23 protein-coding genes are annotated in these 23,600 nt (G+C 66.5%); 10 read left to right on the forward strand and 13 right to left on the reverse strand.

Features of this window, described 5'->3' with window-relative positions:
* Window positions 1-38 precede the first annotated feature (38 nt).
* Window positions 39-629 carry a TetR/AcrR family transcriptional regulator gene (locus tag EV666_RS03240; protein WP_132003033.1) on the forward strand — a complete coding sequence of 197 codons (591 nt, stop codon included), beginning with the start codon at window positions 39-41 and terminating at the stop codon, window positions 627-629.
* Window positions 630-637: 8 nt separating this feature from the next.
* Here the strand turns inward: EV666_RS03240 and EV666_RS03245 are convergent, their stop codons facing one another.
* Window positions 638-1,534: a LysR substrate-binding domain-containing protein gene (locus EV666_RS03245; RefSeq protein ID WP_132003036.1), complete on the reverse strand. Its 897-nt coding sequence runs from the start codon at window positions 1,532-1,534 to the stop codon at window positions 638-640.
* Between the two features lie 75 nt (window positions 1,535-1,609).
* On the opposite strand from EV666_RS03245, the gene EV666_RS03250 reads away from it, so the two are divergent.
* Window positions 1,610-3,391 carry an acyl-CoA dehydrogenase family protein gene (locus tag EV666_RS03250; RefSeq protein ID WP_132003039.1) on the forward strand — a complete coding sequence of 594 codons (1,782 nt, stop codon included), beginning with the start codon at window positions 1,610-1,612 and terminating at the stop codon, window positions 3,389-3,391.
* A gap of 323 nt (window positions 3,392-3,714) precedes the next feature.
* Window positions 3,715-4,497, forward strand: coding sequence for an enoyl-CoA hydratase/isomerase family protein (locus EV666_RS03255; RefSeq protein WP_132003042.1), 783 nt, complete (start codon window positions 3,715-3,717; stop codon window positions 4,495-4,497).
* Between the two features lie 23 nt (window positions 4,498-4,520).
* Here the strand turns inward: EV666_RS03255 and EV666_RS03260 are convergent, their stop codons facing one another.
* Entirely contained in the window at window positions 4,521-5,453 is a 933-nt protein-coding gene (locus EV666_RS03260) for a crotonase/enoyl-CoA hydratase family protein (RefSeq protein ID WP_132003045.1), read from the reverse strand.
* A gap of 240 nt (window positions 5,454-5,693) precedes the next feature.
* Window positions 5,694-7,343, reverse strand: coding sequence for an acyl-CoA dehydrogenase family protein (locus tag EV666_RS03265; protein ID WP_132003048.1), 1,650 nt, complete (start codon window positions 7,341-7,343; stop codon window positions 5,694-5,696).
* 183 nt (window positions 7,344-7,526) lie between these two features.
* Between EV666_RS03265 and EV666_RS03270 the strand changes: the two genes are divergently transcribed.
* Both EV666_RS03270 and EV666_RS03275 read left to right on the forward strand, forming a co-directional pair.
* Window positions 7,527-8,330, forward strand: a complete 804-nt coding sequence (locus tag EV666_RS03270) for a hypothetical protein (RefSeq protein ID WP_132003051.1) — start codon at window positions 7,527-7,529, stop codon at window positions 8,328-8,330.
* 219 nt (window positions 8,331-8,549) lie between these two features.
* Window positions 8,550-9,422 (forward strand): thioesterase family protein, encoded by an 873-nt coding sequence (locus EV666_RS03275; protein ID WP_132003054.1) that lies wholly within the window; start codon window positions 8,550-8,552, stop codon window positions 9,420-9,422.
* Window positions 9,423-9,632: 210 nt separating this feature from the next.
* On the opposite strand, the gene EV666_RS03280 is transcribed toward EV666_RS03275, so the two are convergent.
* Window positions 9,633-10,517, reverse strand: coding sequence for an MBL fold metallo-hydrolase (locus EV666_RS03280; protein WP_132003057.1), 885 nt, complete (start codon window positions 10,515-10,517; stop codon window positions 9,633-9,635).
* A gap of 100 nt (window positions 10,518-10,617) precedes the next feature.
* On the opposite strand from EV666_RS03280, the gene EV666_RS03285 reads away from it, so the two are divergent.
* From EV666_RS03285 to EV666_RS03295, 3 genes are read left to right on the forward strand one after another with little or no spacing between them, the layout of a single operon-like run.
* Window positions 10,618-11,220 carry a rhodanese family protein gene (locus EV666_RS03285; RefSeq protein ID WP_132003060.1) on the forward strand — a complete coding sequence of 201 codons (603 nt, stop codon included), beginning with the start codon at window positions 10,618-10,620 and terminating at the stop codon, window positions 11,218-11,220.
* A gap of 24 nt (window positions 11,221-11,244) precedes the next feature.
* A complete protein-coding gene (locus EV666_RS03290) occupies window positions 11,245-12,021 on the forward strand; it encodes a sulfite exporter TauE/SafE family protein (RefSeq protein WP_132003063.1) in 777 nt (258 codons plus the stop codon).
* 38 nt (window positions 12,022-12,059) lie between these two features.
* Complete coding sequence (locus EV666_RS03295; protein WP_132003066.1) at window positions 12,060-12,395, forward strand: ArsR/SmtB family transcription factor; 336 nt, start codon at window positions 12,060-12,062, stop codon at window positions 12,393-12,395.
* A 9-nt stretch (window positions 12,396-12,404) separates the two neighbouring features.
* Here the strand turns inward: EV666_RS03295 and EV666_RS03300 are convergent, their stop codons facing one another.
* The 7 genes from EV666_RS03300 to cyoA form a co-directional block, all read right to left on the reverse strand.
* Window positions 12,405-12,941 carry a response regulator transcription factor gene (locus EV666_RS03300; RefSeq protein ID WP_132003069.1) on the reverse strand — a complete coding sequence of 179 codons (537 nt, stop codon included), beginning with the start codon at window positions 12,939-12,941 and terminating at the stop codon, window positions 12,405-12,407.
* Window positions 12,931-14,253, reverse strand: a complete 1,323-nt coding sequence (locus EV666_RS03305; RefSeq protein ID WP_132003072.1) for an ATP-binding protein — start codon at window positions 14,251-14,253, stop codon at window positions 12,931-12,933. Before EV666_RS03305 ends, EV666_RS03300 begins: the two co-directional genes overlap by 11 nt.
* Window positions 14,250-14,990: an SURF1 family protein gene (locus EV666_RS03310; protein ID WP_207906323.1), complete on the reverse strand. Its 741-nt coding sequence runs from the start codon at window positions 14,988-14,990 to the stop codon at window positions 14,250-14,252. The genes EV666_RS03305 and EV666_RS03310 overlap by 4 nt, the downstream gene beginning before the upstream one ends.
* A 128-nt stretch (window positions 14,991-15,118) precedes the next feature.
* Window positions 15,119-15,496, reverse strand: coding sequence for a cytochrome o ubiquinol oxidase subunit IV (cyoD, locus tag EV666_RS03315; protein WP_132003075.1), 378 nt, complete (start codon window positions 15,494-15,496; stop codon window positions 15,119-15,121).
* Window positions 15,493-16,098: a cytochrome o ubiquinol oxidase subunit III gene (cyoC, locus tag EV666_RS03320; protein ID WP_376886306.1), complete on the reverse strand. Its 606-nt coding sequence runs from the start codon at window positions 16,096-16,098 to the stop codon at window positions 15,493-15,495. Before cyoC ends, cyoD begins: the two co-directional genes overlap by 4 nt.
* Window positions 16,099-16,127: 29 nt before the next feature.
* On the reverse strand, window positions 16,128-18,134 hold the full coding sequence (gene cyoB / locus EV666_RS03325; RefSeq protein WP_132003081.1) for a cytochrome o ubiquinol oxidase subunit I: 2,007 nt from the start codon (window positions 18,132-18,134) through the stop codon (window positions 16,128-16,130).
* A 14-nt stretch (window positions 18,135-18,148) separates the two neighbouring features.
* The gene (cyoA, locus tag EV666_RS03330) at window positions 18,149-19,309 is read right to left on the reverse strand and encodes a ubiquinol oxidase subunit II (protein ID WP_132003084.1); all 1,161 of its coding nucleotides are present in this window, start codon (window positions 19,307-19,309) and stop codon (window positions 18,149-18,151) included.
* A gap of 250 nt (window positions 19,310-19,559) precedes the next feature.
* Here cyoA and EV666_RS03335 point away from each other — a divergent pair, with 250 nt between their 5' ends.
* Window positions 19,560-20,882, forward strand: coding sequence for an MFS transporter (locus EV666_RS03335; RefSeq protein WP_132003087.1), 1,323 nt, complete (start codon window positions 19,560-19,562; stop codon window positions 20,880-20,882).
* Window positions 20,883-21,049: 167 nt separating this feature from the next.
* On the opposite strand, the gene EV666_RS03340 is transcribed toward EV666_RS03335, so the two are convergent.
* Entirely contained in the window at window positions 21,050-21,841 is a 792-nt protein-coding gene (locus EV666_RS03340; RefSeq protein WP_132003090.1) for a crotonase/enoyl-CoA hydratase family protein, read from the reverse strand.
* A gap of 98 nt (window positions 21,842-21,939) precedes the next feature.
* On the opposite strand from EV666_RS03340, the gene EV666_RS03345 reads away from it, so the two are divergent.
* Window positions 21,940-22,515 (forward strand): TetR/AcrR family transcriptional regulator, encoded by a 576-nt coding sequence (locus tag EV666_RS03345; protein ID WP_132003093.1) that lies wholly within the window; start codon window positions 21,940-21,942, stop codon window positions 22,513-22,515.
* Window positions 22,516-22,739: 224 nt separating this feature from the next.
* On the opposite strand, the gene EV666_RS03350 is transcribed toward EV666_RS03345, so the two are convergent.
* On the reverse strand, window positions 22,740-23,363 hold the full coding sequence (locus tag EV666_RS03350) for a TetR/AcrR family transcriptional regulator (protein WP_132003096.1): 624 nt from the start codon (window positions 23,361-23,363) through the stop codon (window positions 22,740-22,742).
* Window positions 23,364-23,600 lie beyond the last annotated feature (237 nt).

The raw sequence follows: 23,600 nt of genomic DNA on the forward strand, positions 1-23,600 counted from the left end.
TTATTGACATCCATGTCAACAATCATCTGGAGGCCGGTTTGGCTGGCGTCAGGCAATTTGACGAAGACACCATGCTGGAAGATGCGCTGGCGTTGTTCTGGAGCCAGGGCGTCGCGGCGACGTCGATGGTTGATCTGGCGAATGCGACGGGGGTGCAGCGCGGATCGCTCTACAACGCCTATGGTGACCGGGAGGCCATCTTTCTGCGCGCCTACGACCGTTACGCCGGGCGTTTCCTGGCCAGCGCCAGGGCCAGCCTGGAGGGCGACGACGCTGGCCAGATGCTGCGCCGTTTCTTCGAGGCGGTGATCACCAGCATGTTCGCTGGGGAAACGGCGCGCGGTTGCCTGACGACGCGAACCGCCGGCGATGGCAGCCTGGCGCGCCAGCCCATCCGGGCGCGCATTCGCCAGATGCTGGACGACCTCACCGCCATTGTGACGGAAGCGCTGGCGCGGCCGGGCGTTCGCGAGCAACTGGGCCTGGAGCCCGCGCGGGCGGCGGAGCTTGTGGTCACCTTCACCCGGGGCCTTGCGGTCATGGAGCGGGTATACGGCGACCGGGCGGCACTGCTGCGCGGCGCCAACAGCCTGATCAGCGCCATCGCCCCCCATGCGAAACGGGCCTGAACGGCCTGTCAGGCCTCCCGCGTCCGGCCGGACGATGGCAGGCGTTCGCGCAGGAAGCTGACGAAGGCGCTGACGGCTGCGTCGCCCTCGAAGCGGGCGTCATATTGCAGAACGAAATAGCGGGTCGTCGGTCGCACGAGGGGATGGGCGACGACGATCCGGCGCGTGGCGAGGTCGGCCGGCAGCAGCGCCTCGATGGCCATGGCGCAGCCAAGGCCGGCCGCCGCCGCCTCGATGGCCATGCCGATGCTCTCGAAGCTGCCGCCGGTCTGGGCGGACACGGCGCCGAAGCCGGCGTGATCCAGCCAGCGCCGCCAGTCGTCCGGCCGCGCCCGGGCGTGGAGCAGCGGCGTGGCCTGAAAGTCCACTTCCCCCTGCTTCAGCCACTCAGGCGCGCAGACCGGCAGCGTGCGGATCGGGGCCAGCGGCACGGTGACCAGACCAGCGCGCGGGGCGGCGTCGGAAACGGCGATGACCGCGTCGAAGCGGCCAGGCAGCAGGTCGAGCGGGTTCAGGCTGGTGTGAAGATCAATTTCGAGATCCGGGTGGGCGGCGCGCAGGGCCGGCCACAGGGGCAGCAGCATGCGCGAGGCGAAGAAGCCGTAGGCGCCAATGGCCAGACGGCGGAACCGCCGCAGCTTCAGGCCGCCGGCCGCGTCGGCGATGCGGTCCAGCCCCTCGCGGGTGGCCTCCGCAAGGGTTTCGCCAGCAGGCGTGAGGACAAGGCCGGAGGCGCGGCGCACGAACAGCGCCGTCGCCATGTGCTCTTCCAGCGCCCGGATGTGACGGCTGACGGCGCCCGGCGTCACCCCAAGTTCGCCGGCGGCGCGGGTCATCGAAAGATGGCGCGCCACGGCCTCAAAGGCGCGGATGGCGTGCAGGGGAGGCAACCGTCGCCACGACATGAGTTGAGTTTAACTCAAAGACAGGGGCGAACAAGTCGTTTGGCCGCCGCCGCGCATTGGTCCTAAGCTGGCCTCATGAACGCGCCTGCTCCCCCCTCGTCACCTCACGCGTCCCCGCGCGCCCTCGCCTCGCGAACCGCGAGCGCCCGGCGTTCCGAAGCGCTGGCTCCCACCGCGCGCGGGCTCAATTTCTTCGATATCGACGGCAGCCTGCGCCAGCTTGCGCCGCTGTATATCGACCACAAGCTGCTGGCCCACCTGACGCCGCACCTGTCGGCGCTGGGCGAGCTGGCGGGCAACCGGCTGCACGACCTTTCAGAAACGGCCGAACGCCACCAGCCCGTGCTGCATGCGCGCGACGCCAGGGGGCGGGACGACGAATGGCTGGAGTTCCATCCCGCCTACCGCGAGATGGAGAAAATCGCTTTCGGACAGTTCGGCATGCACGCCATGTGCAACCGCAGCGGCGTCATGGGCTGGCCGGAGCGCATGCCGGCCGTTGCCAAATATGTGTTCCATTATCTGTTCGCCCAGGCCGAGTTCGGCCTGCTCTGTCCGGTCAATCTCACCGACAGCTCCTCCGAACTGGTGCGCCGTTTCGCCAGCGACGACCTGAAAGCGCGCTACCTCGACCGCATGTGGAGCCAGGACATGGGCGAGCTGTTGCGCTGCGCCCAGTTCATGACGGAAAAAGCCGGCGGCTCCGATGTCGGCGCCGGCGACCTCACCGCCGTGCGCGATGGCGATCACTGGCGGCTGTGGGGCGAGAAATGGTTCTGCTCCAACGTCGACGCCGAACTGGCGGTTCTGCTGGCGCGGCCCGAGGGCGCCGGCAGCGGCGGGCGCGGGCTTGGCCTGTTCCTGATGCCAAAAACCCTGCCCGACGGTTCGCGCAATGACTACCGGATCGTGCGGCTGAAGGACAAGCTCGGCAGCCGCACCATGGCCAGCGGCGAAATCGTGTTTGAGGGCGCCGTCGCCTATCAGCTGGGCGAACTGGACCAGGGCCTGAAGCAGATGCTGGTCATGGTCAATTCGAGCCGTGTCTCCCACCTGGCCCGCGCCGCCGGCATGATGCGGCGCTGCCTCAATGAGGCGTTCCAGGCGGCGCGCCATCGCAACGCCTTCGGCAGGGCGGTGATCGACCATCCGCTGATGCGTCGCCAGATGCTCAAGCTGATGGTTCCGACGGAACAGGCGCTGTCCGCCCTGCTCTACGCCGCCACCGCGCCGGAAAAGGCGCTGCGACTGCTGACGCCCATCGCCAAATATCGCGCCTGCCGCGACAATGTCACGGTGGCCACCGGCGCCATGGAGGCGCGCGGCGGCAACGGCTATATCGAGGACTGGCCCAACGCCCGCCTGGTGCGCGACGCCCACCTTGGCCTGATCTGGGAAGGCACCAGCAATATCAACGCCCTGGATGCGATCCAGCGGGCTGTCGGCAAGGTCGGGGCGCACGGGGCGCTGCGCGATGAGCTGAACGACAGACTGGCGCAGACGCCTGGCCTGCCCGGCCAGTTCCGCACCCGGCTGGAGGGGGCCATAAGCGAAGCCTTCCGCTTCGCCGAAGAGGTCGCCCGTCATCCCGATAACGAGCGCTTCTGCCGCGTCGCCGCCGGCAAGCTCTACCACGCGACCACCGCCGCGCTGATGGCCAGCGAGGGCCTGGCCATCGCGGCTGCGGGCGGCGACGCGCGGCGGCTGTTGCTGGCCAGGTTCGTGCTTGAGCATCGCCTCGGCCGCGCCGATCCGGCGTCTCTCGACGCCCTGCGCTGGGAAGATGAAGCGACCGGTCTGCTGCTCGACGACGCGCCCGTGTCGCTGGCGCAGGCGGCGTCGCTGCTGGTCGCCTGAGGGGCGCCGTTTCCACCATATGCGCGCCCGGAGCGTCTTTCGATCAACACGGACCGGACAAGGCTCGGGGCGCCGTGTGCTGGCTGAATGCTTTCAGGCACGCCGGAAATCCGGCCTGATCAGCAAGCGCATACCGGCCCGCCCCTGCCATGCGCGCCAGCCAGCAGCGTCATCCACCTTGCCGGGCAAGCGCCTGTTGCCAGCGGGCGTTTGCCAGCGGGCGTCTGCCGCGCATTTTTCACCGCCAGCCCTTGTCGTGACGGGGCGGCGACCCGACAGTCTGGCGGGACCAGCACAAGAATAACGGAACAGGAAGAAACGACGTGAGCAACGGATCCGACAACGTCAATTACAGCGTCAGCAACGGCGTGGCGCGCATCGCCCTGGCCCGCCCTCCGGTCAACGCCCTGACCATACCGCTGCTCAGGGGCCTTATTGGCGCGTTGCAGCGCGCCTCGGCGGACCCCGCCGTGCGGGTCGTGCTGCTGGCCAGCGAAGTTCCGGGACGGTTCTCGGCCGGGCTTGATCTGCCGCTGATGCTCACCGCCTCGCCGGACGAGGTGCGCCAGACCCTGCAGGACCTTTACATCAATCTTTATGACGTCCAGCACAATCTGGGGAAGCCCTCGGTCGCCGTCGTCAACGGCACGGCGCGCGGCGGCGGCATGACCCTGGCGATCTCCTGCGACATCATCATCGCCGCCGATGACGCCACCCTGGGCTATCCCGAGATCGATCTGGGCCTGCCGCCGGCCATCCATTTCGCCCATCTGCCGCGCATCGTCGGCCGGCACCGGGCGTTCGAGCTGCTGTTCACCGGCCGCTCCTTCACGCCCCAGGAGGGCCGCGAGCTTGGCCTTGTCAGTCGCATTGTTCCGGCCGGAGAGCTGGACGCGGCGGCGGGGTTGCTGGCCGAAGAGCTGGCGGGCAAGCCGGCGCGGGGCGTCACCATGGCGCGGGCGGCTTTCATGCGCCAGAACGATCTCGACTACCGCCGCAGCATCGCCGTGGCGGTGGAGGATTTCTGCAACGCCTTCGCCACGCCGGAAGCGCGGGCAGAGCTGGAGGCGTTCGCCCGGCGCAAGGGCAAGTTGCCGGCGGCGTGAACCGGCGGCGTGAACCGGAAGGTTCAGCGGGCTTGGGGCGGCGTCCTGGCGGCGCTGGCGGCCGCCCGGGCGTCAAGCTCGCGGATGGCGGCGCGGGCTTCTTCTCCCTCGGGGATGGGCTGGCCGCCGTCGCGCCAGGCGATGGCGTCCTTGAAGCCGTGTTGCTGGGCGTAACGGCGGAACCACAAACCTTCCGGGTTATGGCGCGTTATGCCGTCGAACAGGGTGGCCATCATCTGGCTCTGCTCCAGGCCCATGTTCAGCATCACCTGATTGACCACCAGCTTGTGCATGGCCAGATGGCTTTTCGGCACGCCGGCAATGCGCGCGGCCAGCCTGATGGTCGCCGCCTCCAGCTCCGCCGCCGGAACCGCCATGTTGGCCAGGCCCCATTCGGCGGCGGTGGCCCCGGAAATGATGTCGCCGGTGAACATCAGCTGCTTGGCGCGGGTGGGACCGAGCCGATAGGTCCACATGGCCGTGGTCGGGCAGCCCCAGACGCGGGTCGGCATGTAGCCGATGCGGGCGTCATCGGCCACGACCAGCAGATCACACGACAGGCCGATGTCCGTGCCGCCGGCCACCGCCGCGCCATGCACCCTGGCGATGGTTGGCTTGGAGCAGCGCCACAGGCTCATGAAATCCTCGGTGTTCCGCTTCATGTAAGCGTAGTCCACCATGGGATCCCACGGGTAACTCTCCTGCTGGCATGGATGCTCGATCACCTGCTCGGCGGAGCTGGCTAGGTCATAGCCGCCACAGAAGCCCTTGCCCGCGCCCTCGACGATGATGACATGGGTCTGCTCGTCGGCCTCCGCCCAGGCCACCGCCGCGCGGATTTCGCCCGGCATGGCGTCGCTGATGGCGTTCATCCGCTCCGGACGGTTGAGCAGCAGCCGGGCGATGCGTGGATTGTGGGGATCGTGATCTATGCGCAGGGTCGAGAATTCGGGCATCTGACTGTCCTCCCGGGTATTATTTTATGGATGCGTCTTTGTTTCAGCGCGGCGACGCCCGTCCGCGCTGACTTCGCCCTGACTTGCGCCGTCAGGACCGGGTGAACCGCCGACACGGCGGGGCGTCGCTTGCGTTCGCCCGGGGCGAGCCCGGCATGACGGTGAGGCGCGTGGTCAGCCCTGACGGGAAACGCGCCGCCCAGCGGGGGCGCCGATGGCCCTGGTCACGCCTGGCTCCGCTTACAGCGACGGGTGGCGCGCCAGGATGCTGCGGACGTCGACGCTGGCCGGGATCGCCCCAAAGGTGCGGCCGCTGGCGCCGTTGATGCGGGTGTCGACGAAGGCGTCCGACACCGCGTGCGGGGCGTGTTGCAGCAGCACGGCGCCCTGAAGCAGCAGGGCCATGCGCTCGGCGTTCATGCGGGCGTCGCGCTCATGCGAGCCGGCGCGCAGCCGGTTGACCATATCGGCGCTGGCGCTGTCGAACGCGGCGCTGGCGCCCCTCGCCCGCTCCAGCTCGGCGGCGAAGGCGTCGAGCGCCGCCGGCTCGCGCGCCAGGGTGCGCATGATGTCGAGAGCGATGACGTTGCCAGAGCCTTCCCAGATGGCGTTGAGCGGCGCCTCGCGGTACAGGCGCGGCATCATGCCTTCCTCCACGTAGCCGGCGCCGCCGTGGCACTCCATGCATTCGTAGACGAAATTGGCGTTGCGCTTGGTCAGCCAGTATTTGCCGACGGCCACGGCGAGACGGGCGAAGGCTTTTTCCTCCCCGTCCGTGGCGTCGAAGGCGCGGGCGACGCGCATGGTCAGGGCCACGGCGGCCTCATATTCCAGCGCCAGGTCGGCCAGGACGCCCTCCATCACCGGCTGGTCAGCGAGGGTTTTCTGAAAGGCGCGGCGGTTGCGGGTGTGATGCAGCGCCTGGGCCAGCGCCATGCGCATCATGCCGATGGTTCCGGCGATGGTGCCAAGGCGGGTGTGGTGCACCATGTCGATGATGACGTTGACGCCGCGCCCTTCTTCGCCGAGCAGTTCGGCGTAGGCGTCATGATACTCGATTTCGCTTGAGGCGTTGGACTTGTTGCCGAGCTTGTCCTTCAGGCGCATCACCTGGATGGTGTTGCGCTCGCCGTCCGGCCTGACGCGCGGAACGAGGAAGCATGACAGACCGCGATCGGTGTAGGCCAGGGTGAGGAAGGCGTCGCACATGGGCGCCGAGCAGAACCATTTGTGGCCAACCAGCCGGAAGGCCCGGCGGGCGTCGTCCAGCGGGTAAGCGCGGGTGGAATTGGCGCGCACGTCGCTGCCGCCCTGCTTTTCGGTCATCGCCATGCCGATGGTGACGCCGGATTTCTGCTGGAGAGGCCGCAGCCTGGCGTCGTAGGTTCCACCGATCAGTTTGTCGAGCCAGGGCTGGGTCACTTCCGGCGTCGTGCGCAGGGCCGGCACTGAGGCGTAGGTCATGTTGACCGGGCACATGACGCCGGCTTCCGCCTGGGTGAAGATCGCCAGCATGGCGGCGTGGGCCGCGTGCCGGCCGCGCTCCTCGGTCCGCCAGGCCAGATCGTGCACGCCATGCTTCATCGCCAGCGCCATCAGCTCATGGTAGGCGGGATGGAAGCGCGCCTCGTCGATGCGGCGGCCGTAGCGGTCGAACTGCGCCAGCTCCGGCGGAAACCGGTTGGCGAGGGCGCCCAGTTCCAGCACCCGCTCCGAACCCATATCGGCGCCCAGGGCCAGCAGCGGCTGCTCCAGCCACGCCCCCGCCTCGCGCGCCACCGCCTCGCGCAACGACGTGTCGATCGCATAAAGGTTGACGTCAGCGAATTCCGGCGGCTGGTTGGCGACGTCGTGCGTGGCGAGATGGGTGCGGGGGGCGTAGACGGACATGGGTTCCTCCCTGTGGCGCAGGAGCCTTGAGCGCATGAGCGCCTTCGGGCGGGCCGGCGCCGTTTCACATATGAAAAGCGCGACAAAACAGACAGATAGATCAAAAATCCGTTCCAGCATGAGCGGATTTTCTGCAAGGGCGCCGCGGGCCAGCTGGATGTGGTTTCAGGAAAGTTGCTAAATTTGTCCAATCCTGTCAACAATCGCAACAAAGAGAAAATCTCGGCCCGCGCCCTGGTGCTCGACCTGTTCACCACAGGCGTGCGCGACACCCTGTCCTCCAATGACATTCGCAAGATCGGGCGCGCCTTCGGGCTCAGCGATCTGGCGTTGCGCACGGCGCTGACGCGGCTGCGGGCGGAGGGCAAGCTGAGCACGGCCGGGCGCGGGATTTACGCGGCGGGCGTCGTGGAGGATCCGGTGCGCGAACGGGCGGCGGTGTGGCGCAGCCATCCCGGACGACGCATCGCCTGGGACGGAAGCTGGGTCTGCGCCGCCATCAAGCCGACCAGCCTGCCGCGCACCCGCTGGCGCCGCACCCAGTGGGCGCTGGAATTCAATGGTTTCCGTCAGGATGAAACCGGCCTGTGGGTGCGGCCCAACAACTTGCGCGGCGGCGCCGGACGGATGGCCAGCGATCTCGTCGCCCTCGGCGCCGCCGACGCCATGCTGACGGCGCGCATGGATCATGTCTCGGGCGCCCATGCGCGGCGCTTCAGCGCCCTGTGGGATCGCGACCGCCTCGCCCGTTCGCATGAGGACGCCATCCACATGCTGGAGCATTCGCTGCGACACATGGGCTCTGGCGAGGCAGTGGCGGTGGAAACCCTGCTGACCGGGCGCGAGGCGATCCGCCGGATCCTGCGCGATCCGTTGCTGCCGGCGGAAATCGCGGAAACCGCGACGCTCGACCGGCTGGTCGCCTGCATGGACGCCTACGACGCCTTCGGCCGCAAGGCGTGGGCGGATTTCATGGATCAGCTGTGAGACGACGTTTCAGGACCGGTCACCGCCCGCTGGCCTGACCGGTTCACTGGCCTCACCGGTTCACTGGCTTGACCAGTTCACTGACTTGACCAGTTCACTGACTTGACTCCTGGCGACGCCGGGAGGAAGGACGTGGCGTCCCGTTCTGTTCAAGCGTTTCCATGCCCCTCGCTGGACGGAAACGCCGCGCCTTTTTCAGGTTCAGAAGCTCCACACCCCATGTCAGAAAACGAAAACCAGTCTCCGGAAACGATCTCCAACGCCTATTTCATCCAGCAGGGCGACCTGTTCGTTCCCACGAAACGGAGCCTCGGATACTGGCTGGACAACACGCTGACTGGTCCCGCCGTCGCCAGCCTGCTGGCCTGTTGCCTGGAACGGGAGTTCGGTGGCGCAGACTACATCGTGACGCGGTATTGCGTTGATCTGCTCGGCATGATCCCGGCGGATCCGTTCAGCGTGGAAACCCGGATGCTGCGCAGCGGCAAGCGGCTGCAACTGGCCGAGGCGTCAATCAGCGTCGGCGGCCAGTTGCTGGCCCGGGCCAGCGCCCAGTTCATCCGCAGGACCGAAAACCCGGATAATCCGACCTGGCAAACGCCAGACTGGCCCTCCCCGTCGCCGGACGAACTGGCGCCCGGGAAAGGTTATGGTCTCGCCGCCGTGAAACCGGTTGCGCCCGAATATGCGCGCATGGTCCGTGAGGCGCCTGACGCCACGGACAGCGGCCGGGGCAATGCGCCGGTGCTGGGCCCCATGGCGCCGGTCGCCTGCCGCCAGGCATGGTTCAGGCCTGAACGTCTCGCCATCGACGGCGTGCCGCTGACGCCGTTCATGCGCGCGGCGATGATGGGCGACATGACCAGCCCGATGACCCACAGCAGCGAATTCGGCATTGATTTCATCAACACCGACTTCACCCTGTACCTGCACCGCGAACCCGTGGGCGAATGGATCGGCCTGGAGCTGGTCAGCCACAACGCCCGGGACGGCGTGGGCATCGGCGGTTGCTGGATGCATGACGTGGAGGGCGTGCTCGGCACGGTGAACCTTTCCGCCATCGCCCAGGTGCGCCGGAAGAACGCTGCCTGAAGCGCCAGAACATCCCGCCGGAAAGCAGCGCCGGTTTGCCGTGGGGCAATGCGTGCGTTTTTCGGGATACGCGGCTTCAGACGCGGCTGCCGGTGAACCAGGTTTCACCGGCAACGCCCTCAACGCGTGGCAGGACGCGTCTTCCAAAAGGCCCGGGCCACTTTTCTGGAACACGCTCCGATCAGTGCGGCGGCAGTTCGCGCAAGCCGCTCACGCCAGCGCGTCGGCGTCGCCCTTCATCTTCACCGGAATCTTCAGGTATCGCACGCCATTCGCCTCGGCCGGCGGAAAACGGCCAGCCCGGATGTTGGTCTGGATCGACGGCAGCAGCAGGCGCGGGGCCGACAGCGTGGCGTCGCGGGCGTTGCGCATGGCGACGAATTCCTCTTCCGTGACGCCGTCCTTCACATGCACATTGCCGGCGCGTTGCGCCGCGACGGTTGTCTCCCAGGCATAGGCGTCGCGGCCTGGCGCCTTGTAATCGTGGCACATGAACAGGCGCGTTTCTGGCGGCAGGGCCAGCAGACGCCGGATTGACCGGTAAAGCTGGCGGGCGTCGCCGCCAGGAAAGTCCGCCCGCGCCGTGCCGTAGTCCGGCATGAACAGGGTGTCGCCGACGAACACCGCGTCGCCGATGCGCCAGGATACGTCCGCCGGCGTGTGCCCTGGCGTGTGCAGGGTTTCCACCTCCAGTTCGCCGATGCGGAACCGCTCGCCATCCCTGAACAGATGGTCGAAGTCGCGGCCGTCCGTATGCAGGTCCTCCGCATTGAACACGGGCCGGAAAATCCGCTGCACCTCTTTGATGTGCTCGCCGATGCCGATTTTCGCGCCGGTCCGCGCCCTGATCCACGGCGCGCCGGACAGATGGTCCGCGTGGGCATGCGTCTCCAGGACCCATTCGATCCGGTAACCGGCGGCGTCCGCCGCTTTCAGAATGGCTTCCACCGAACGGGTGTCAACCGTGCCGGAGGGGTGGTCGTAGTCGAACACGGGGTCGATGACGGCGGCGATTTTCGTCGCCGGGTCCGCTGCCAGATAGCTGACGGTGTTGGTGGGCTCGTCGAAAAACGCCTGAATGAGCGGTCCGGGCATATGGGGCCTCCCCTGAATGTTTGCGCCGAAACGGATATTGACAATATATGAGAAATAACTAAATAAGCAATATCTTAATTAATCGAGTCACGAGGCCGCCATGTCGTCTTTCCCAGCCCCCCTGTCCGCCCCCTTGCCTGCTCCCCTGCCTGCCATCGCGCCCGAACGCGCCCGCCAGATGCTTCAGGAAGGCGCGGTTCTGATCGACATTCGTGAAGCGGATGAGCACGCCCGCGAGCACATTCCCGGCGCGCGCTCCCGCCCCCTGTCGTCGTCCATATCGTCCATGACCGGGCCCAATGACGCCGCGGTTATTTTCCATTGTCGCAGCGGCATGCGCACGGCCAGCGCCGCCGACCGGCTGGCCGCCGGCGTCATGCCTGACTGTCAGGCCTGGGTGCTGGAAGGCGGCCTCGACGCCTGGAAGAAGGCCGGTCTTCCGGTGACGACGGATCGCAGCCAGCCGCTGGAGATGCAGCGTCAGGTGCAGATCGGCGCCGGCTCGATGGCCCTTGCCGGCGTGCTGCTCGGCTTTCTGATCTCGCCGTGGTTCTTCGCCATTTCCGGCTTTGTCGGCGCTGGCCTGATCATGGCCGGCGTAACCGGCTTCTGCGGCATGGCGCGGCTTCTGGCCCACGCCCCATGGAACCGGGCGTTGCGTCCGGCGGCGCCTGCTTCATGCGGCGTTTCCGGAAAAAACTGACGCGCCAGGCCGGGATGTCACGCCATGATCGCGCCTGAAGCATTTCTGGGCCTGGGCGCCGGCGCCCTCGTCGGCTTCACGCTTGGCCTTGTGGGCGGCGGCGGCTCGATCCTCGCGACGCCGCTCCTTGTGTACCTGGCTGGCGTCGCCAATCCGCATGTCGCCATCGGCACAAGCGCGGTCGTTGTCGCCGCCAATGCTTTCGTCAACCTGCTCAACCACGCCCGGGCGGGAAACGTGAAATGGCGCTGCGCGGCCGTGTTCTCCCTGGCCGGCGTTGCCGGCGCCGCGGCGGCCGCGGCGTTCGGCAAATCGATCGACGGCGGCAGGTTGCTGGCGCTGTTCGCGCTACTGATGCTGGCGGTGGGCGCTCTGATGCTGCGCGGTCGCGCCGCCGCCGGCGAGCCGTCGGTGCGCCTCAACCGGAGCAATTTTCCGAAACTGGCGAGCGCTGGCGCCGGCGCCGGGGCGCTATCCGGCTTTTTCGGCATTGGCGGCGGCTTCCTGATCGCTCCCGCCCTGGTCGCGGCCACCGGCATGCCGCTGGTGTTCGCCATTGGTTCGTCGCTGGTCGCGGTCACCGCTTTTGGCCTGACCACGGCGATCAGCTATGCAGCCGCTGGCCTGGTGGACTGGCGGCTCGCCGGCCTGTTCATTGGCGGCGGCGTGATCGGCGGGCTGCCGGGGGCCTGGGCGGCGCGGCGGCTGGCCAGTTCGCGCGGCGCCCTGAACCGGCTGCTGGCGATCATCATCATCGCCGTGGCCCTGTACATGCTGGCGCAAGCGTCGGGGCTGCATTAGGTAATGGGGCAAATCAGCCAGGGAAAAGCGAACGGCACATGTCACATCCGCATATGGCGCTCGACGCCTTTGAGCGACAGGCGACCGACGTCGCCAATGTCCTGCGCGCGCTCGCCAACGAGCGGCGCCTCATGATCCTGTGCAAGCTGGTGGAATGGGGCGAAGCCAACGTCACCACCCTGGCCGATGCGGTTGGCCTGTCCCAGTCGGCGCTGTCGCAGCACCTGGCCCGCATGCGTGACGAAGGCATCGTCGCCACCCGTCGCGAAAGCCAGACGATCTGGTACCGGATCGCCGATCCCCGGGTCGGCCAGCTGTTCAACACCCTGTACCAGCTTTATTGCACGGCTCCCGGGGCGGCGGCGGGCGACTGAGCGCGCCTGCTACTTCACCCGAGACTTTTCCAGTTTGCGGGCAAGGGTGCGCCGGTGCATTCCCAAACGGCGGGCGGTTTCGGAGATGTTGAAATCGGTTTCGATCAGCACCTCGTGAATCCGCTCCCATTCCAGGTTTTTCAGTGATGTGGGCCGGGCGGTGACGCCGATGGAGGCGTCGCCCTCGCCCCGTTCGAAGGCGGCGATGATGTCGTTGGCGCTGGCCGGCTTGGGCAGATAATGGCAGGCGCCCAGCTTGATCGCCTCCACCGCCGTGGCGATGCTGGCGAAACCGGTGAGCACGACGATGCGGGTTTCCGGGTCGTTGGCGTGCAGAATGCGCACGCACTCCAGCCCCGAGCCGCTGGCCAGCTTGAGATCGACAACAGCAAACTCCGGCGCGCCGTCCTCAAGCACCGCGCCCAGGCCATCAAGGCCGTCGATGCGCCGCACCATGTAGCCGCGACGCTCGAAGGAGCGTTTCAGCGCGCGGGCAAACGCCTCGTCGTCCTCGATGATGAGCAGATCGCCAGCGTCAGTTTCCATGAAACCGCCTTTCCGTGTCCCTGCTCGCCGGTGGACCAAAGGTCAACGCCGTCAGGGGCAACGTCATGCGCACGCAGGCGCCGCCTTCCGCCCTGTTGTACGCGTCAAGATGGCCGCCGAGCTGGCGCACCACATTCGAGACCAGAAACAGGCCAAGGCCACTGCCCGGCCGTCCCTTGGTGGAATGATACGGCAGGCCGAGAGCCTGGAGCATCTGCCCGGAAAAGCCGGGCCCGGCGTCGCTGACCTCGATTTCCAGTTGCTGGCCGCTATTGCGCACGCGCAGCCGCACCAGCTGGGGCGAAGCCTCCAGCGCATTGTCCAGCACATTGAACGCCATCTGCCGCAAGGCCATGTCGGTGACGATGGGGCAATCCGGGCCTTCCAGGCCGGCAAACGAAAAATGCGCCGGCTTGCGCGACGCAATCCATTCCCCGACGGTGTCATTGATGAAGGTCGACAGGCGCGTGTGCGCCGCGCCTTCGCCGCGCACCTCGCCCGACGCGGTCAGGATGCTGGAGACGATGGCCTTGCAACGGTCGAGTTGCTCCTGCATCTCCCCCAGCTCCTCCATCATCGCCGGGTCGTCCCTGAATGCCGGCGCGCGGCGCCAGTCATCGAGAATGACGGTCTGGGTCGACAGGGGCGTGCCCAGCTCGTGGGCGGCGCCGGACGCCAGCAATCCGATGCGGACGATATGCTCCTCCTCCGCCGAACGCTGGCGCAATTCCGCCAGGCCCGCGTCGCGGGCCCGCAGGTTGCGCTGGATGCGGCCGACGAAAATCGCCAGCAGCGCCGCCGCCAGCACGAAACACAGGAACATGCCTTGCAGATGCAGCCGGAAAAAGGCGACCTCGCCCTGGCCAGCCGGCATGATCATGTCGCGGTGGCTGAACATCAGCCAGATGAAGCACAGGCTGGTGATCACCACCAGGGCCCAGACGGCCCACGCCTGGAGCAGCACGAGGCCAAGCATCAGCTGCAGCAAGAACAGGAAGATGAACGGATTGGCGGCGCCGCCGCTCAGATAGAGTTGCAGGGTCAGCGCGGCGACGTCCACCAGCAGCTCCAGAAACAGCCCCGAGGAGCTGATGCCCTTCTGCCGGCGGCTGCGCCAGACGCTCACCAGATTGACGCAAACCAGAAAACCGACCACCGCCAGCATGTCCGCAAGCGGCAGGCGAACGCCCAGCCAGAAATGCACCAGGAGAATGGTGGCGACCTGGCCGCAGGCGGCGATCCAGCGCAGGTGAATGAGGAGCAGCAGGTTCTGCCGGTTGGCCAGATCCTCGGGGTGGGCGGCGACCTTCAAGAGGATTCCCCGGCGTCGCGCCCTTCAAGGCTGATCATGAACAGGGCCGCCGCCACCGTCATCAGCGCCAGGGCAAACCAGGTCACGGCGTAGACCAGATGGTTATCGCTGAACCGCACCACGGTGAGGCCGCCAACCGGGTAACCGCCCGGATTGGGCACGTAGCCAGCGTCAATGAAATAGGGCGCGACGGCTCCTGGCGCCATCCGGTCCAGCCCCTGCCGGCGGGCGATGGCGGCCACATCGCGGGAATACCAGCGGTCGGCAGCGGGGTCATTATGGCGCAGGAAACCACCGCCCGGCTCGGTGAGCCGCAGCAGGCCCGTCACCTCCACCCGTCCGCCTGGCAGCGATTCCTGACGGGCGGCCTGGGCGCGGCGCTCCGGCGGCACGAAGCCGCGATTGACCAGCACGATGAAGCCGGCGTCGGCGCGCAGCGGCGTCATCACCCAGAAACCGCCGCCCAGCCGGGTGACGGCCTGGGTCAGGGTTTCCCGATCATGGAGATACTGGCCGGCGACGCGCACCCGCCGGTACTCCTCGCCCGCGACGTTGGCCCAGGCCCCCGGCCCGGGGGCCGCGACGGGAGCGGCGTTGACCCGGCTTTCCACCCTGGCGATCAGCTCGTGTTTCCAGGTCATGCGCCGGATCTGCCACACGCCGAGCGCGCCGAACCCCAGCGCGCCCGCCAGAGCGAGCGTCAGGATGACCAGCAACCGGAAACCGCTCCGCTTCATCGTTCAGACGCGGCTCCCCGCCATGGCCGGTTCACGCGGCCGCTGTCGCCATTATGCATCAGAAATCGCATCGAAATCATGGCGTATAATGAAAACCCGGCCTGGCGGCGCCCAGACCGGGTTCAGGTTCATCGCCGGATCATCTCCTCGTGGGTCGCCATCATGTTGGCGTCGAGGTGGGTCATCACCCAGAGCGATCCGACCAGCACGATCACCACGATGATCACCGTGAAGACCAGGGCCGTCATGTTCCAGCCCCCTTCGGAGCGGCCGTTCATGTGCAGGAAGTAGATCATGTGGACCACCATCTGCACCGCCGCCAGGGCGAGCACGATGACAGCCGTGACCGTTTTGCTCTCGATGGGCCCGGCCATGACCAGCCAGAACGGGATGGCCGTCAGGATGACCGAAAGCACGAAGCCGATCACATAGTCCCGCAGGGTTCCGTGCGGTTCCTCATGGGCCTCGTGATGATGGCCATGGTCCGCGTGCGTTTCAGCGCTCATCGCAGCATTCCCATCAGATAGACAATGGTGAAGACGCCGATCCAGATGACGTCCAGGAAGTGCCAGAACATGCTCAGGCAGGTCATGCGACGGCGGTTGGCGGGGATGAGGCCGAAACGTCCAATCTGGACCATCAGCGTCACCAGCCAGAGCGTGCCGAAGGTCACATGCAGCCCGTGCGTGCCGACCAGCGTGAAGAAGGCGGACAGGAAGGCGCTGCGCTGCGGCGTCGCCCCCAGATGGATCATGTGGTGGAACTCGTAGAGTTCGATGCCAAGGAACGCCAGGCCGAACAGGCCGGTCACGGCCAGCCAGGCCAGCGTCGCGCCTTTTCGCTGTCGCGCCATCGACAGCATGGCGAAGCCGAAGGTGATCGATGACAGCAGCAGCATCGCCGTGTTCACCGCCACCAGGTTGAGATCGAACAGGTCCTTCGGCGACGGGCCGGCGGCGAAATTGCCGCCGAGCACCGCGTAGACCGCAAAGAGAATGGCGAAGATGAGACAGTCGCTCATCAGGTAGAGCCAGAACCCCAGGGGAGTGCTGTGCCCTTCGGGGTGGTGCGGCTCCTCAGCCAGATGGAACGCCGGCGCGTGGCCCATATCCGCGGTGATTGCCTGGTTCGCCATCGTCAGACTCCCGCCGCCGCGAGGGCGCGCGTGCGCTCTTCCTCGGTCCGCGTCACTTCCTCAGCCGGGATGTAATAGTCGCGGTTGTAGTTGAAGGTGTGGGCGATGGCCGTGGCGATCAGGCCGACGAAGCTGACGGCGACGAGCCACCAGATATGCCAGATCAACGCGAAGCCCAGAACCAGGCTGATGCCCGCGAGAATCACGCCCGCCCCGGTGTTCCTGGGCATGTGAATGGGGCGGTAGCCGGTGAGCGGCCGCTGGTAGCCGCGCTTCTTCATGTCCGACCAGGCGTCGTTGTCATGCACGACCGGAGTGAAGGCGAAGTTGTAGGCCGGCGGCGGCGACGACGTCGCCCACTCCAGGGTGCGGCCATCCCACGGGTCGCCGGTCTCGTCGCGCAGCTCGTCGCGCTTCCAGATGCTGTAGGCGATCTGCAGCAGGAAACAGACGATGCCAAGGAAGATCAGGAAGGCGCCGAAACCGGCGATCATGAACCAGATCTGCTGCGAGGGATCGTCGAACACGCGCAGGCGGCGGGTGACGCCCATCAGGCCGAGCACATAGAGCGGCATGAAGGCGAACCAGAAGCCAATGACCCAGAACCAGAACGAGAACTTGCCGAGCAGCGGATGCAGCCGGAAGCCGAACGCCTTGGGCCACCAGTAGATCATGCCGGCGAACAGGCCATAGAGCACGCCGCCGATGATGACGTTGTGGAAGTGGGCCACGAGGAACAGGCTGTTGTGAAGCACGAAGTCCGCCGGAGGCACCGCCAGCAGCACGCCGGTCATGCCGCCGATGACGAAGGTCAGCATGAAGGCGATGGTCCACATCATCGGCGCCTCGAAGCGGATGCGGCCGCGATACATCGTGAACAGCCAGTTGAACATCTTGGCGCCCGTCGGGATCGAAATGATCATCGTCGTGATGCCGAAGAACGAGTTCACGCTGGCGCCGGAGCCCATGGTGAAGAAGTGGTGCAGCCAGACAAGATACGACAGGATGGTGATGACCACCGTGGCGTAGACCATCGAGGTGTAACCAAACAGCCGCTTGCCGGTGAAGGTGGAGGTGACCTCGGAGAAGATGCCGAACGCCGGAAGGACGAGGATGTAAACCTCCGGGTGACCCCAGATCCAGATCAGGTTCACATACATCATCGGGTTGCCGCCGAGATCGCTGGTGAAAAAGTTGGTCCCCACGTAGCGGTCCAGCGACAGCAGCACCAGCACGGCGGTCAGCACCGGGAAGGTGGCGACGATCAGCACGTTGGTGCACAGCGACGTCCAGGTGAACACGGGCATCTTCATCATGTCCATGCCCGGCGCGCGCATCTTGATGATGGTGCAGATCAGGTTGATGCCCGATAACGTCGTGCCGACGCCGGCTATCTGCAGCGCCCATATGTAATAGTCGACGCCGACGCCTGGACTGCCGTCAATGCCCGACAGCGGCGGGTAAGCCAGCCAGCCGGTCTGGGCGAATTCGCCGATGAACAGCGACATCATCACCAGCACCGCGCCGGCCGTGGTCATCCAGAAGCTGAAATTGTTCAGGAACGGGAACGACACGTCGCGCGCGCCGATCTGCAGCGGCACCACATAGTTCATCAGACCCGTGACCAGCGGCATGGCCACGAAGAAGATCATGATGACGCCGTGCGCCGTGAAGATCTGGTCGTAGTGGTGGGCGTTGAGATAGCCCTCCGAACCGTTGAAGGCCCACGCCTGCTGCAGGCGCATCATCACCGCGTCGGCGAAGCCGCGCAGCAGCATGATGATGCCCAGCACCATGTACATGATGCCGATCTTCTTGTGATCGACGCTGGTGAACCACTCACGCCACAGGTAGCCCCAGAGGCGGAAGTAAGTGAGCGCGGCCAGCACCGCCACGGCGCCAATGGCCACCACGACGAAGGTCCAGACCACGATCGCCTCGTTCAGCGGCAGGGCGCTGAGCGAAAGTTTGCCGAACAGGATCGACTGGGATGTAGAAGCGACAGACACTGAAGCCACCCGCGTCAGGAGTTCGTGGGACGCGCCGTCTGCATACCGCGCGGCGTGGGTTCGGAACGGCGGAAGATGCTGCCGGGTTGCGGCAGGCCAAAGCCGGTGATCGCCGTCGACGACCGGACCGGAGCCACCGGCGGGGCGCGCGACGCCATCTGCTCGGCCTCATCGGGCGTGCAGATGCTGGCGATCACGCGGTCGCCGCTCCTGGCGCGCGCCCGGTAGTCGCGGGGCAGCGGCAGGGTGGCGTTGATGCCGGCGAGGCCGAGGCCGCCGCCCGCGTCCAGCGCCATCATCTCGCTCATGCACATGCGGCCAGGCTCGACGCACAGGTTGCGGATCAGGTCGAAGATCCCCTTTTCCACCTGGCCGAACTTCTGCACCGGCACATTCTCGCTGGGACGCTCCAACTGCATGTAGGCGGCGCGGTCAAGCCGGGCGCCGGAGGCTTTCGCCTCGTTCACCCAGGTTTCGAAGCCGGCCTCGTCCATGCCATGGAAGCGGAAGTGCATGCCCGAGAAGCCGTGGCCGCTGTAATTGGCGGAAAAGCCCTTGTAGTTGCCCGGGTGATTGATCACCGCGTGCAACTGGGTCTGCATGGCCGGCATGGCGTAGATCTGGCCCGCCAGGGCCGGGATATAGAAGGAGTTCATCACCGAGGAGGCGGTGATGCGGAAGTGAACCGGCCGGTTGACCGGCGCCGCCAGCTCATTGACCGTGGCGACGCCCTGCTCCGGGTAGATGAACAGCCACTTCCAGTCGAGGGCGACGACCTGAACCTCAAGCGGTTTCACGTCCTGCGCCACCGGCGTATTGGGGGCGATCTTCTCCAGGCGCCTGTAGGGGTCCAGCAGGTGGGTTCCCATCCAGGTGATGGCGCCGAGGCAGATGATGATCAGGAGCGGCGCCGCCCAGATCACCAGCTCCAGCCCGGTGGAGTGGTCCCAGTCCGGCTGGTAGTCGGCCTTTTTGTTCGCCGCCCGGTAGCGCCAGGCGAACAGCACCGTGAGCGCCATCACCGGAATGATGATGACAAGCATCAGCAGCGTCGAGATAATGACCAGGTCCCGTTGCTGCTCTGCGACGAAGCCTGCGGGGTGAAGCACGACAAAGTTGCAGCCGCCCAGGAGGGCCAGCACCGGCAGCAACGCGACAATGCGAAAACGGTTCACGGCGCCATCCTTCCCGAAATACGCTCGTTCAGGGAGCTGCTAATCACCCTCATAGCGAACATGACATTGGACAATTTGTCCAATGCCGTCCTCGGGAGCTATGCTGCATGAGGCCAGAGCCAATTCAACCCTGAGGCAGACGACGCCTCTTTCTTGCATTGGGGCCATTTCGCGCGGCGGCGGCGTCCGCTTTCGCCGGTGTGATGGCGTGACGCCGCGAAACTGAACGATATTTCAACGGACGGATCCTATGGCGCAGACCCTGACTACCGTCGACGGCGGCCTCCCGGAGCGCCATGGTCACGTGAACCCCGGGGAAATCGCGATTGGCGTTATCATTGGCCGCACGTCGGAGTTTTTTGACTTCTTCGTTTTCGCCATCGCCTCGGTCGTTGTGTTTCCGAAACTGGTGTTTTCGTTCGCCGACCCCCTGCGGGGCACACTGTATTCCTTCGCGATCTTCGCGCTGGCCTTTATCGCCCGCCCCTTTGGCACGGCCATTTTCATGGCCATTGACCGGGCGGCCGGCAAGAACGCCAAGCTGACCATCGCGCTGGTGCTGCTCGGCACCTCAACCTGCGCCATTGGCTTCCTGCCCGGGTATGAGACCGTCGGCGCGCTGTCGATCTGGCTGCTGGCGCTGGCGCGCGTCGGCCAGGGCATCGCGCTCGGCGGCACCTGGGACGGTCTGGCCTCCCTGCTCGCCCTCAACGCCCCGCCGGAAAAGCGCGGCTGGTACGCGATGATCCCGCAGCTCGGCGCCGCGCTCGGCCTGATCGTCGCCAGCGGCCTGTTCGCCTATTTCATCCATTACCTGTCGCAGGAAGATTTCTACAGCTGGGGCTGGCGCTATCCGTTCTTCGTGGCCTTCGCCATCAATGTGGTGGCCCTGTTCGCCCGCCTGCGCATGGTGGTGACGCCTGACTACCAGCGGCTGTTCAACAACCAGGACCTGCATCCGAAGAAGATTTCCGAAACCCTGCGCGCCGAGGGCGGTAACGTGGCGATCGGCGCCTTCGCGCCGCTGGCCAGCTTCGCCCTGTTCCACATGGTCACCGTGTTCCCGCTGTCGTGGGTCTACCTGTTCACCCGCGACAACCCCGCCAGCTTCCTCGTGATCGAGATGGTGGCGGCCGTGTTCGGCGCGGCGGCCATCGTCGCTTCGGGCATCATCGCTGACCGGGTTGGCCGGCGCGTGCTGCTGGGCGCCAGCGCCGTGGCGATCGCCGCGTTCTCCGGTTTCGCGCCCCAGCTGCTGGACGCCGGCCCGGTGGGCGAAGCTTCCTTCATGATCGTGGGCTTCATCATTCTGGGCCTGTCGTTCGGCCAGTCCTCGGGCGCCGTGGCCTCGGCGTTCTCGCCAGCCTACCGCTACACCGGCTCCGCCGTGACCTCGGATCTTGCGTGGCTGTTCGGCGCCGGCTTCGCGCCGCTGGTCGCCCTGGTGCTCTCCAGCCAGTTCGGACTGCTGGCCTCCGGCGCCTATCTGCTGTCGGGCGCCATCTGCACCCTGGTCGCCCTGCGGCTGAACACCCGGTGGGAATCGCACCACAGGTCAACGCCCTCCCCCTGATCCTGACCAGGCGGCCTGGGCCAAAGACAAACCGCCAGGGTCCGCTGGACCCCGGCGGTTTCTTTTTTGCCAGCGCGACCCGTCCAGGCGCAAAACGCCGCCAGACCATGGCGAGGCCCGCCATCTGGTTGAAGCGGCCGGTCCAGAAGCGCGGCCCCGGGGGCGCCTCAGCGGCCCCGAAAGACGGCGGCGCGCCGCTCGACGAATGAGCGAATGCCCTCGGCGGCATCCTCGGTCTGCATGACGCGGCCGCGAATCGCGGGGATGACGTCGATCGCCGCCCGCTCCCCCGCTTCGATGAATTTGCGCCCGGCCTCCTTTGTCACCTGCACGCCAAGGGGCGCATTGGCGGCGATGATCCGGGCCAGCTCCATGGCGCGCCCGGTCTGCGCGCCCGCCGGCGTCACTTCCTGCACCAGGCCAATGCGCAGGGCCTCCTGGGCTCCGAACTCGTCGCACAGCATCAGATGATACATGGCGTTACCCCACCCGGTGCGGGTGATGAAGCGGAAATGCGCGCCGCCAAGCGGCGCGATGCCCCGGCGGGATTCCATCTGGCAAAAACGCACGTCATCCGCCGCCACAACGATGTCGCCGGCAAGCGCGATCTCGATGCCGACCGTGAAGCAGATACCCTGAACCGCCGTGACGATGGGCTTGCGACACTGGTTGCGCAGGCCGAACGGATCAATGGCGCCTGGCGGCAGCTCGCGCGCCGTGGCGCCGGGCCCGAAGAATTTCGGCATGTCGAGGCCGGCGGTGAAATTGTCTCCCTCGGCGCAGAGCACCCCAACCCACAGCTCCGGGTCCTGGTCCAGTTCGGTGAGGGCGTCGGAAAGCTGCGTCATCATCTCGGGGATGAAGGCGTTTTTCTTTGTCGGGTTATCGATGATAATTTTGAGAATGTGATCGTGACGTTCGCTGCGCACGCGCGCGGTCGAAGGGGTTGCTGCGGTCATGGCGTTCTCCCTGTCGCTGGCCTCTGGCGATCTGGATGATGATCGACATTCACCACGATGATTGGCATCATGCTGATCGTCAAGCGCGGGTATTGGGCATGGGTCATTCGCAAGCCGGGAAAACAGAAAATCGCGAGCGCATCCTCGCGGAGGCGTCGCGGCAGGTGCGGAAGAATGGCCTTGAATCAGTCAGCGTCGGCGAGCTGATGAAGAGCGTCGGCCTGACGCATGGCGGATTTTACGGCCATTTCAGCAGCCGCGCCGCGCTGCTGGCCGAGGCTCTGGCGCGGGCGCTGGACGATGGCCAGAAGCATGCGAAACGTCAGGAACACACAACAGGACAGGAGAACCAGACCGGAGACCTGCCCGGATTCGCCCGCAGCTACCTCAGCCGCACCCACAGGGACGCGCCTGAAAGCGGCTGCGCCATCGCCGCGCTGGCCGCCGAGGCGGGGCGCGCCGCCCCGGAGTGTCGCGACGTCATGAGCGGGCATGTGGACGCCTTCATCGGCGCCATTTCGCAGATGCTGGGCGATGACAGGGAGAAGGCCATGGTCGCCGTCAGCGCCATGGTTGGGGCGCTGGCGCTGGCCCGTGTCGCGACATCGGCGGAGCGCTCGGATGCAATCCTGAAGGCGGTCCGGGAGCACATGCGAACACTTGCGACGGACTGATCGTCACGGCGCGCGCCGATCTGGCCCGGGAGTGCGCGCCGCCATCCGGCCTGCCGCCCCCTGTAGCCATGGGTCCGCCGGCAGGGGCGCCGGTGAGACGCGCCTGTTACGGGAAGAAGCCCGCGCGCTGCGACGGCGCCTGCGCCACGGCGCGCTGACCGGTCGCTCACGCGCCAGGTCGGCTAGTTGCAACCTGCCGCCGCAACAGCCGTCGCAACCTGCATTTACCGGTCCGCTCCGTCGGCGCCTTCACTGGCGTCATCGGCGGACGCCTTCGCTTCAGCCATCGCCACGATCCGTCGCCGGGCGATGTCGAGAATCTCGCCGGACCGCGCCTCCCCCCTGAACACCCGCGACAGGGTCAGGGCGCCCAGCATGGCGCACCAGGCGAACACTGCGTCCTCCTCCGTCGCCGCATCGCCGCCAAAAGCCGCGTTCATTTGCGCGAACCCACGCTCGGCCAGTTCACGCACCGGGCCGGAAAGTTGCGGGTCCGGCTGCCGGCTGACATCGCCCGCGAGCGCCGCGATGGCGCAGCCCGCGGCAATGTTGTCGCGATGGCCCTCGCTCAGGTAACGCCCGACAACCTTCCGCACCGCCTCCGGCCCGCCCGCCTGCGTCTCCTCGCTGAAAAGTCCGGTTCTGGCCGCTGCGGCGCGCGCCACGGCGGCCTGAATCAGGGCGTCGCGTGAACCAAAATGTTTGTAAAAACCCCCATGGGTCAGGTCGGCAGCTTTCATAAGCTCGCTGATGCTGAGGCCTTCCGGGCCGTGGGCGCGGATACGGCACGCCGCCGCATCGAGAATCCGTTCATGGGTTTCGGCCTTTTCGGCCCGGGACCGTCGCATGACGCCTGCCTCCTGTTCGACCGTTGACAATATGGATGTCGATAATCATCCTAATGAGATTGGATGATGCGTAGCATCTAATCACGGCAGGGCGGCGATGTGAAGATCGCCTCTGCCTCAGCGGGACGAAACAAGCCATGAGCCCCATTTTCCATAACAGCCGGGGCGCCGGCCCTACCCCCTCAGGCCCGCTGGCGCCGACCGCCCAAAGCCGGGCTGCATATCCGGAAGCGGAGT

The sequence above is a fragment of the Camelimonas lactis genome (assembly GCF_004342915.1).
Lineage (GTDB): Bacteria > Pseudomonadota > Alphaproteobacteria > Rhizobiales > Beijerinckiaceae > Camelimonas > Camelimonas lactis.

Bases quoted from the DNA above. Each gene is read 5' to 3' on its own strand.
- EV666_RS03245 (WP_132003036.1), bottom strand. From the start codon at position 1,534: ATGTCGTGGCGACGGTTGCCTCCCCTGCACGCCATCCGCGCCTTTGAG.
- EV666_RS03250 (WP_132003039.1), top strand. From the start codon at position 1,610: ATGAACGCGCCTGCTCCCCCCTCGTCACCTCACGCGTCCCCGCGCGCC.
- EV666_RS03260 (WP_132003045.1), bottom strand. From the start codon at position 5,453: ATGCCCGAATTCTCGACCCTGCGCATAGATCACGATCCCCACAATCCA.
- EV666_RS03265 (WP_132003048.1), bottom strand. From the start codon at position 7,343: ATGTCCGTCTACGCCCCCCGCACCCATCTCGCCACGCACGACGTCGCC.
- EV666_RS03275 (WP_132003054.1), top strand. From the start codon at position 8,550: ATGTCAGAAAACGAAAACCAGTCTCCGGAAACGATCTCCAACGCCTAT.
- EV666_RS03280 (WP_132003057.1), bottom strand. From the start codon at position 10,517: ATGCCCGGACCGCTCATTCAGGCGTTTTTCGACGAGCCCACCAACACC.
- EV666_RS03285 (WP_132003060.1), top strand. From the start codon at position 10,618: ATGTCGTCTTTCCCAGCCCCCCTGTCCGCCCCCTTGCCTGCTCCCCTG.
- EV666_RS03290 (WP_132003063.1), top strand. From the start codon at position 11,245: ATGATCGCGCCTGAAGCATTTCTGGGCCTGGGCGCCGGCGCCCTCGTC.
- EV666_RS03295 (WP_132003066.1), top strand. From the start codon at position 12,060: ATGTCACATCCGCATATGGCGCTCGACGCCTTTGAGCGACAGGCGACC.
- EV666_RS03300 (WP_132003069.1), bottom strand. From the start codon at position 12,941: ATGGAAACTGACGCTGGCGATCTGCTCATCATCGAGGACGACGAGGCG.
- EV666_RS03310 (WP_207906323.1), bottom strand. From the start codon at position 14,990: ATGAAGCGGAGCGGTTTCCGGTTGCTGGTCATCCTGACGCTCGCTCTG.
- cyoD (WP_132003075.1), bottom strand. From the start codon at position 15,496: ATGAGCGCTGAAACGCACGCGGACCATGGCCATCATCACGAGGCCCAT.
- cyoC (WP_376886306.1), bottom strand. From the start codon at position 16,098: ATGGGCCACGCGCCGGCGTTCCATCTGGCTGAGGAGCCGCACCACCCC.
- EV666_RS03335 (WP_132003087.1), top strand. From the start codon at position 19,560: ATGGCGCAGACCCTGACTACCGTCGACGGCGGCCTCCCGGAGCGCCAT.
- EV666_RS03340 (WP_132003090.1), bottom strand. From the start codon at position 21,841: ATGACCGCAGCAACCCCTTCGACCGCGCGCGTGCGCAGCGAACGTCAC.
- EV666_RS03345 (WP_132003093.1), top strand. From the start codon at position 21,940: ATGGGTCATTCGCAAGCCGGGAAAACAGAAAATCGCGAGCGCATCCTC.
- EV666_RS03350 (WP_132003096.1), bottom strand. From the start codon at position 23,363: ATGCGACGGTCCCGGGCCGAAAAGGCCGAAACCCATGAACGGATTCTC.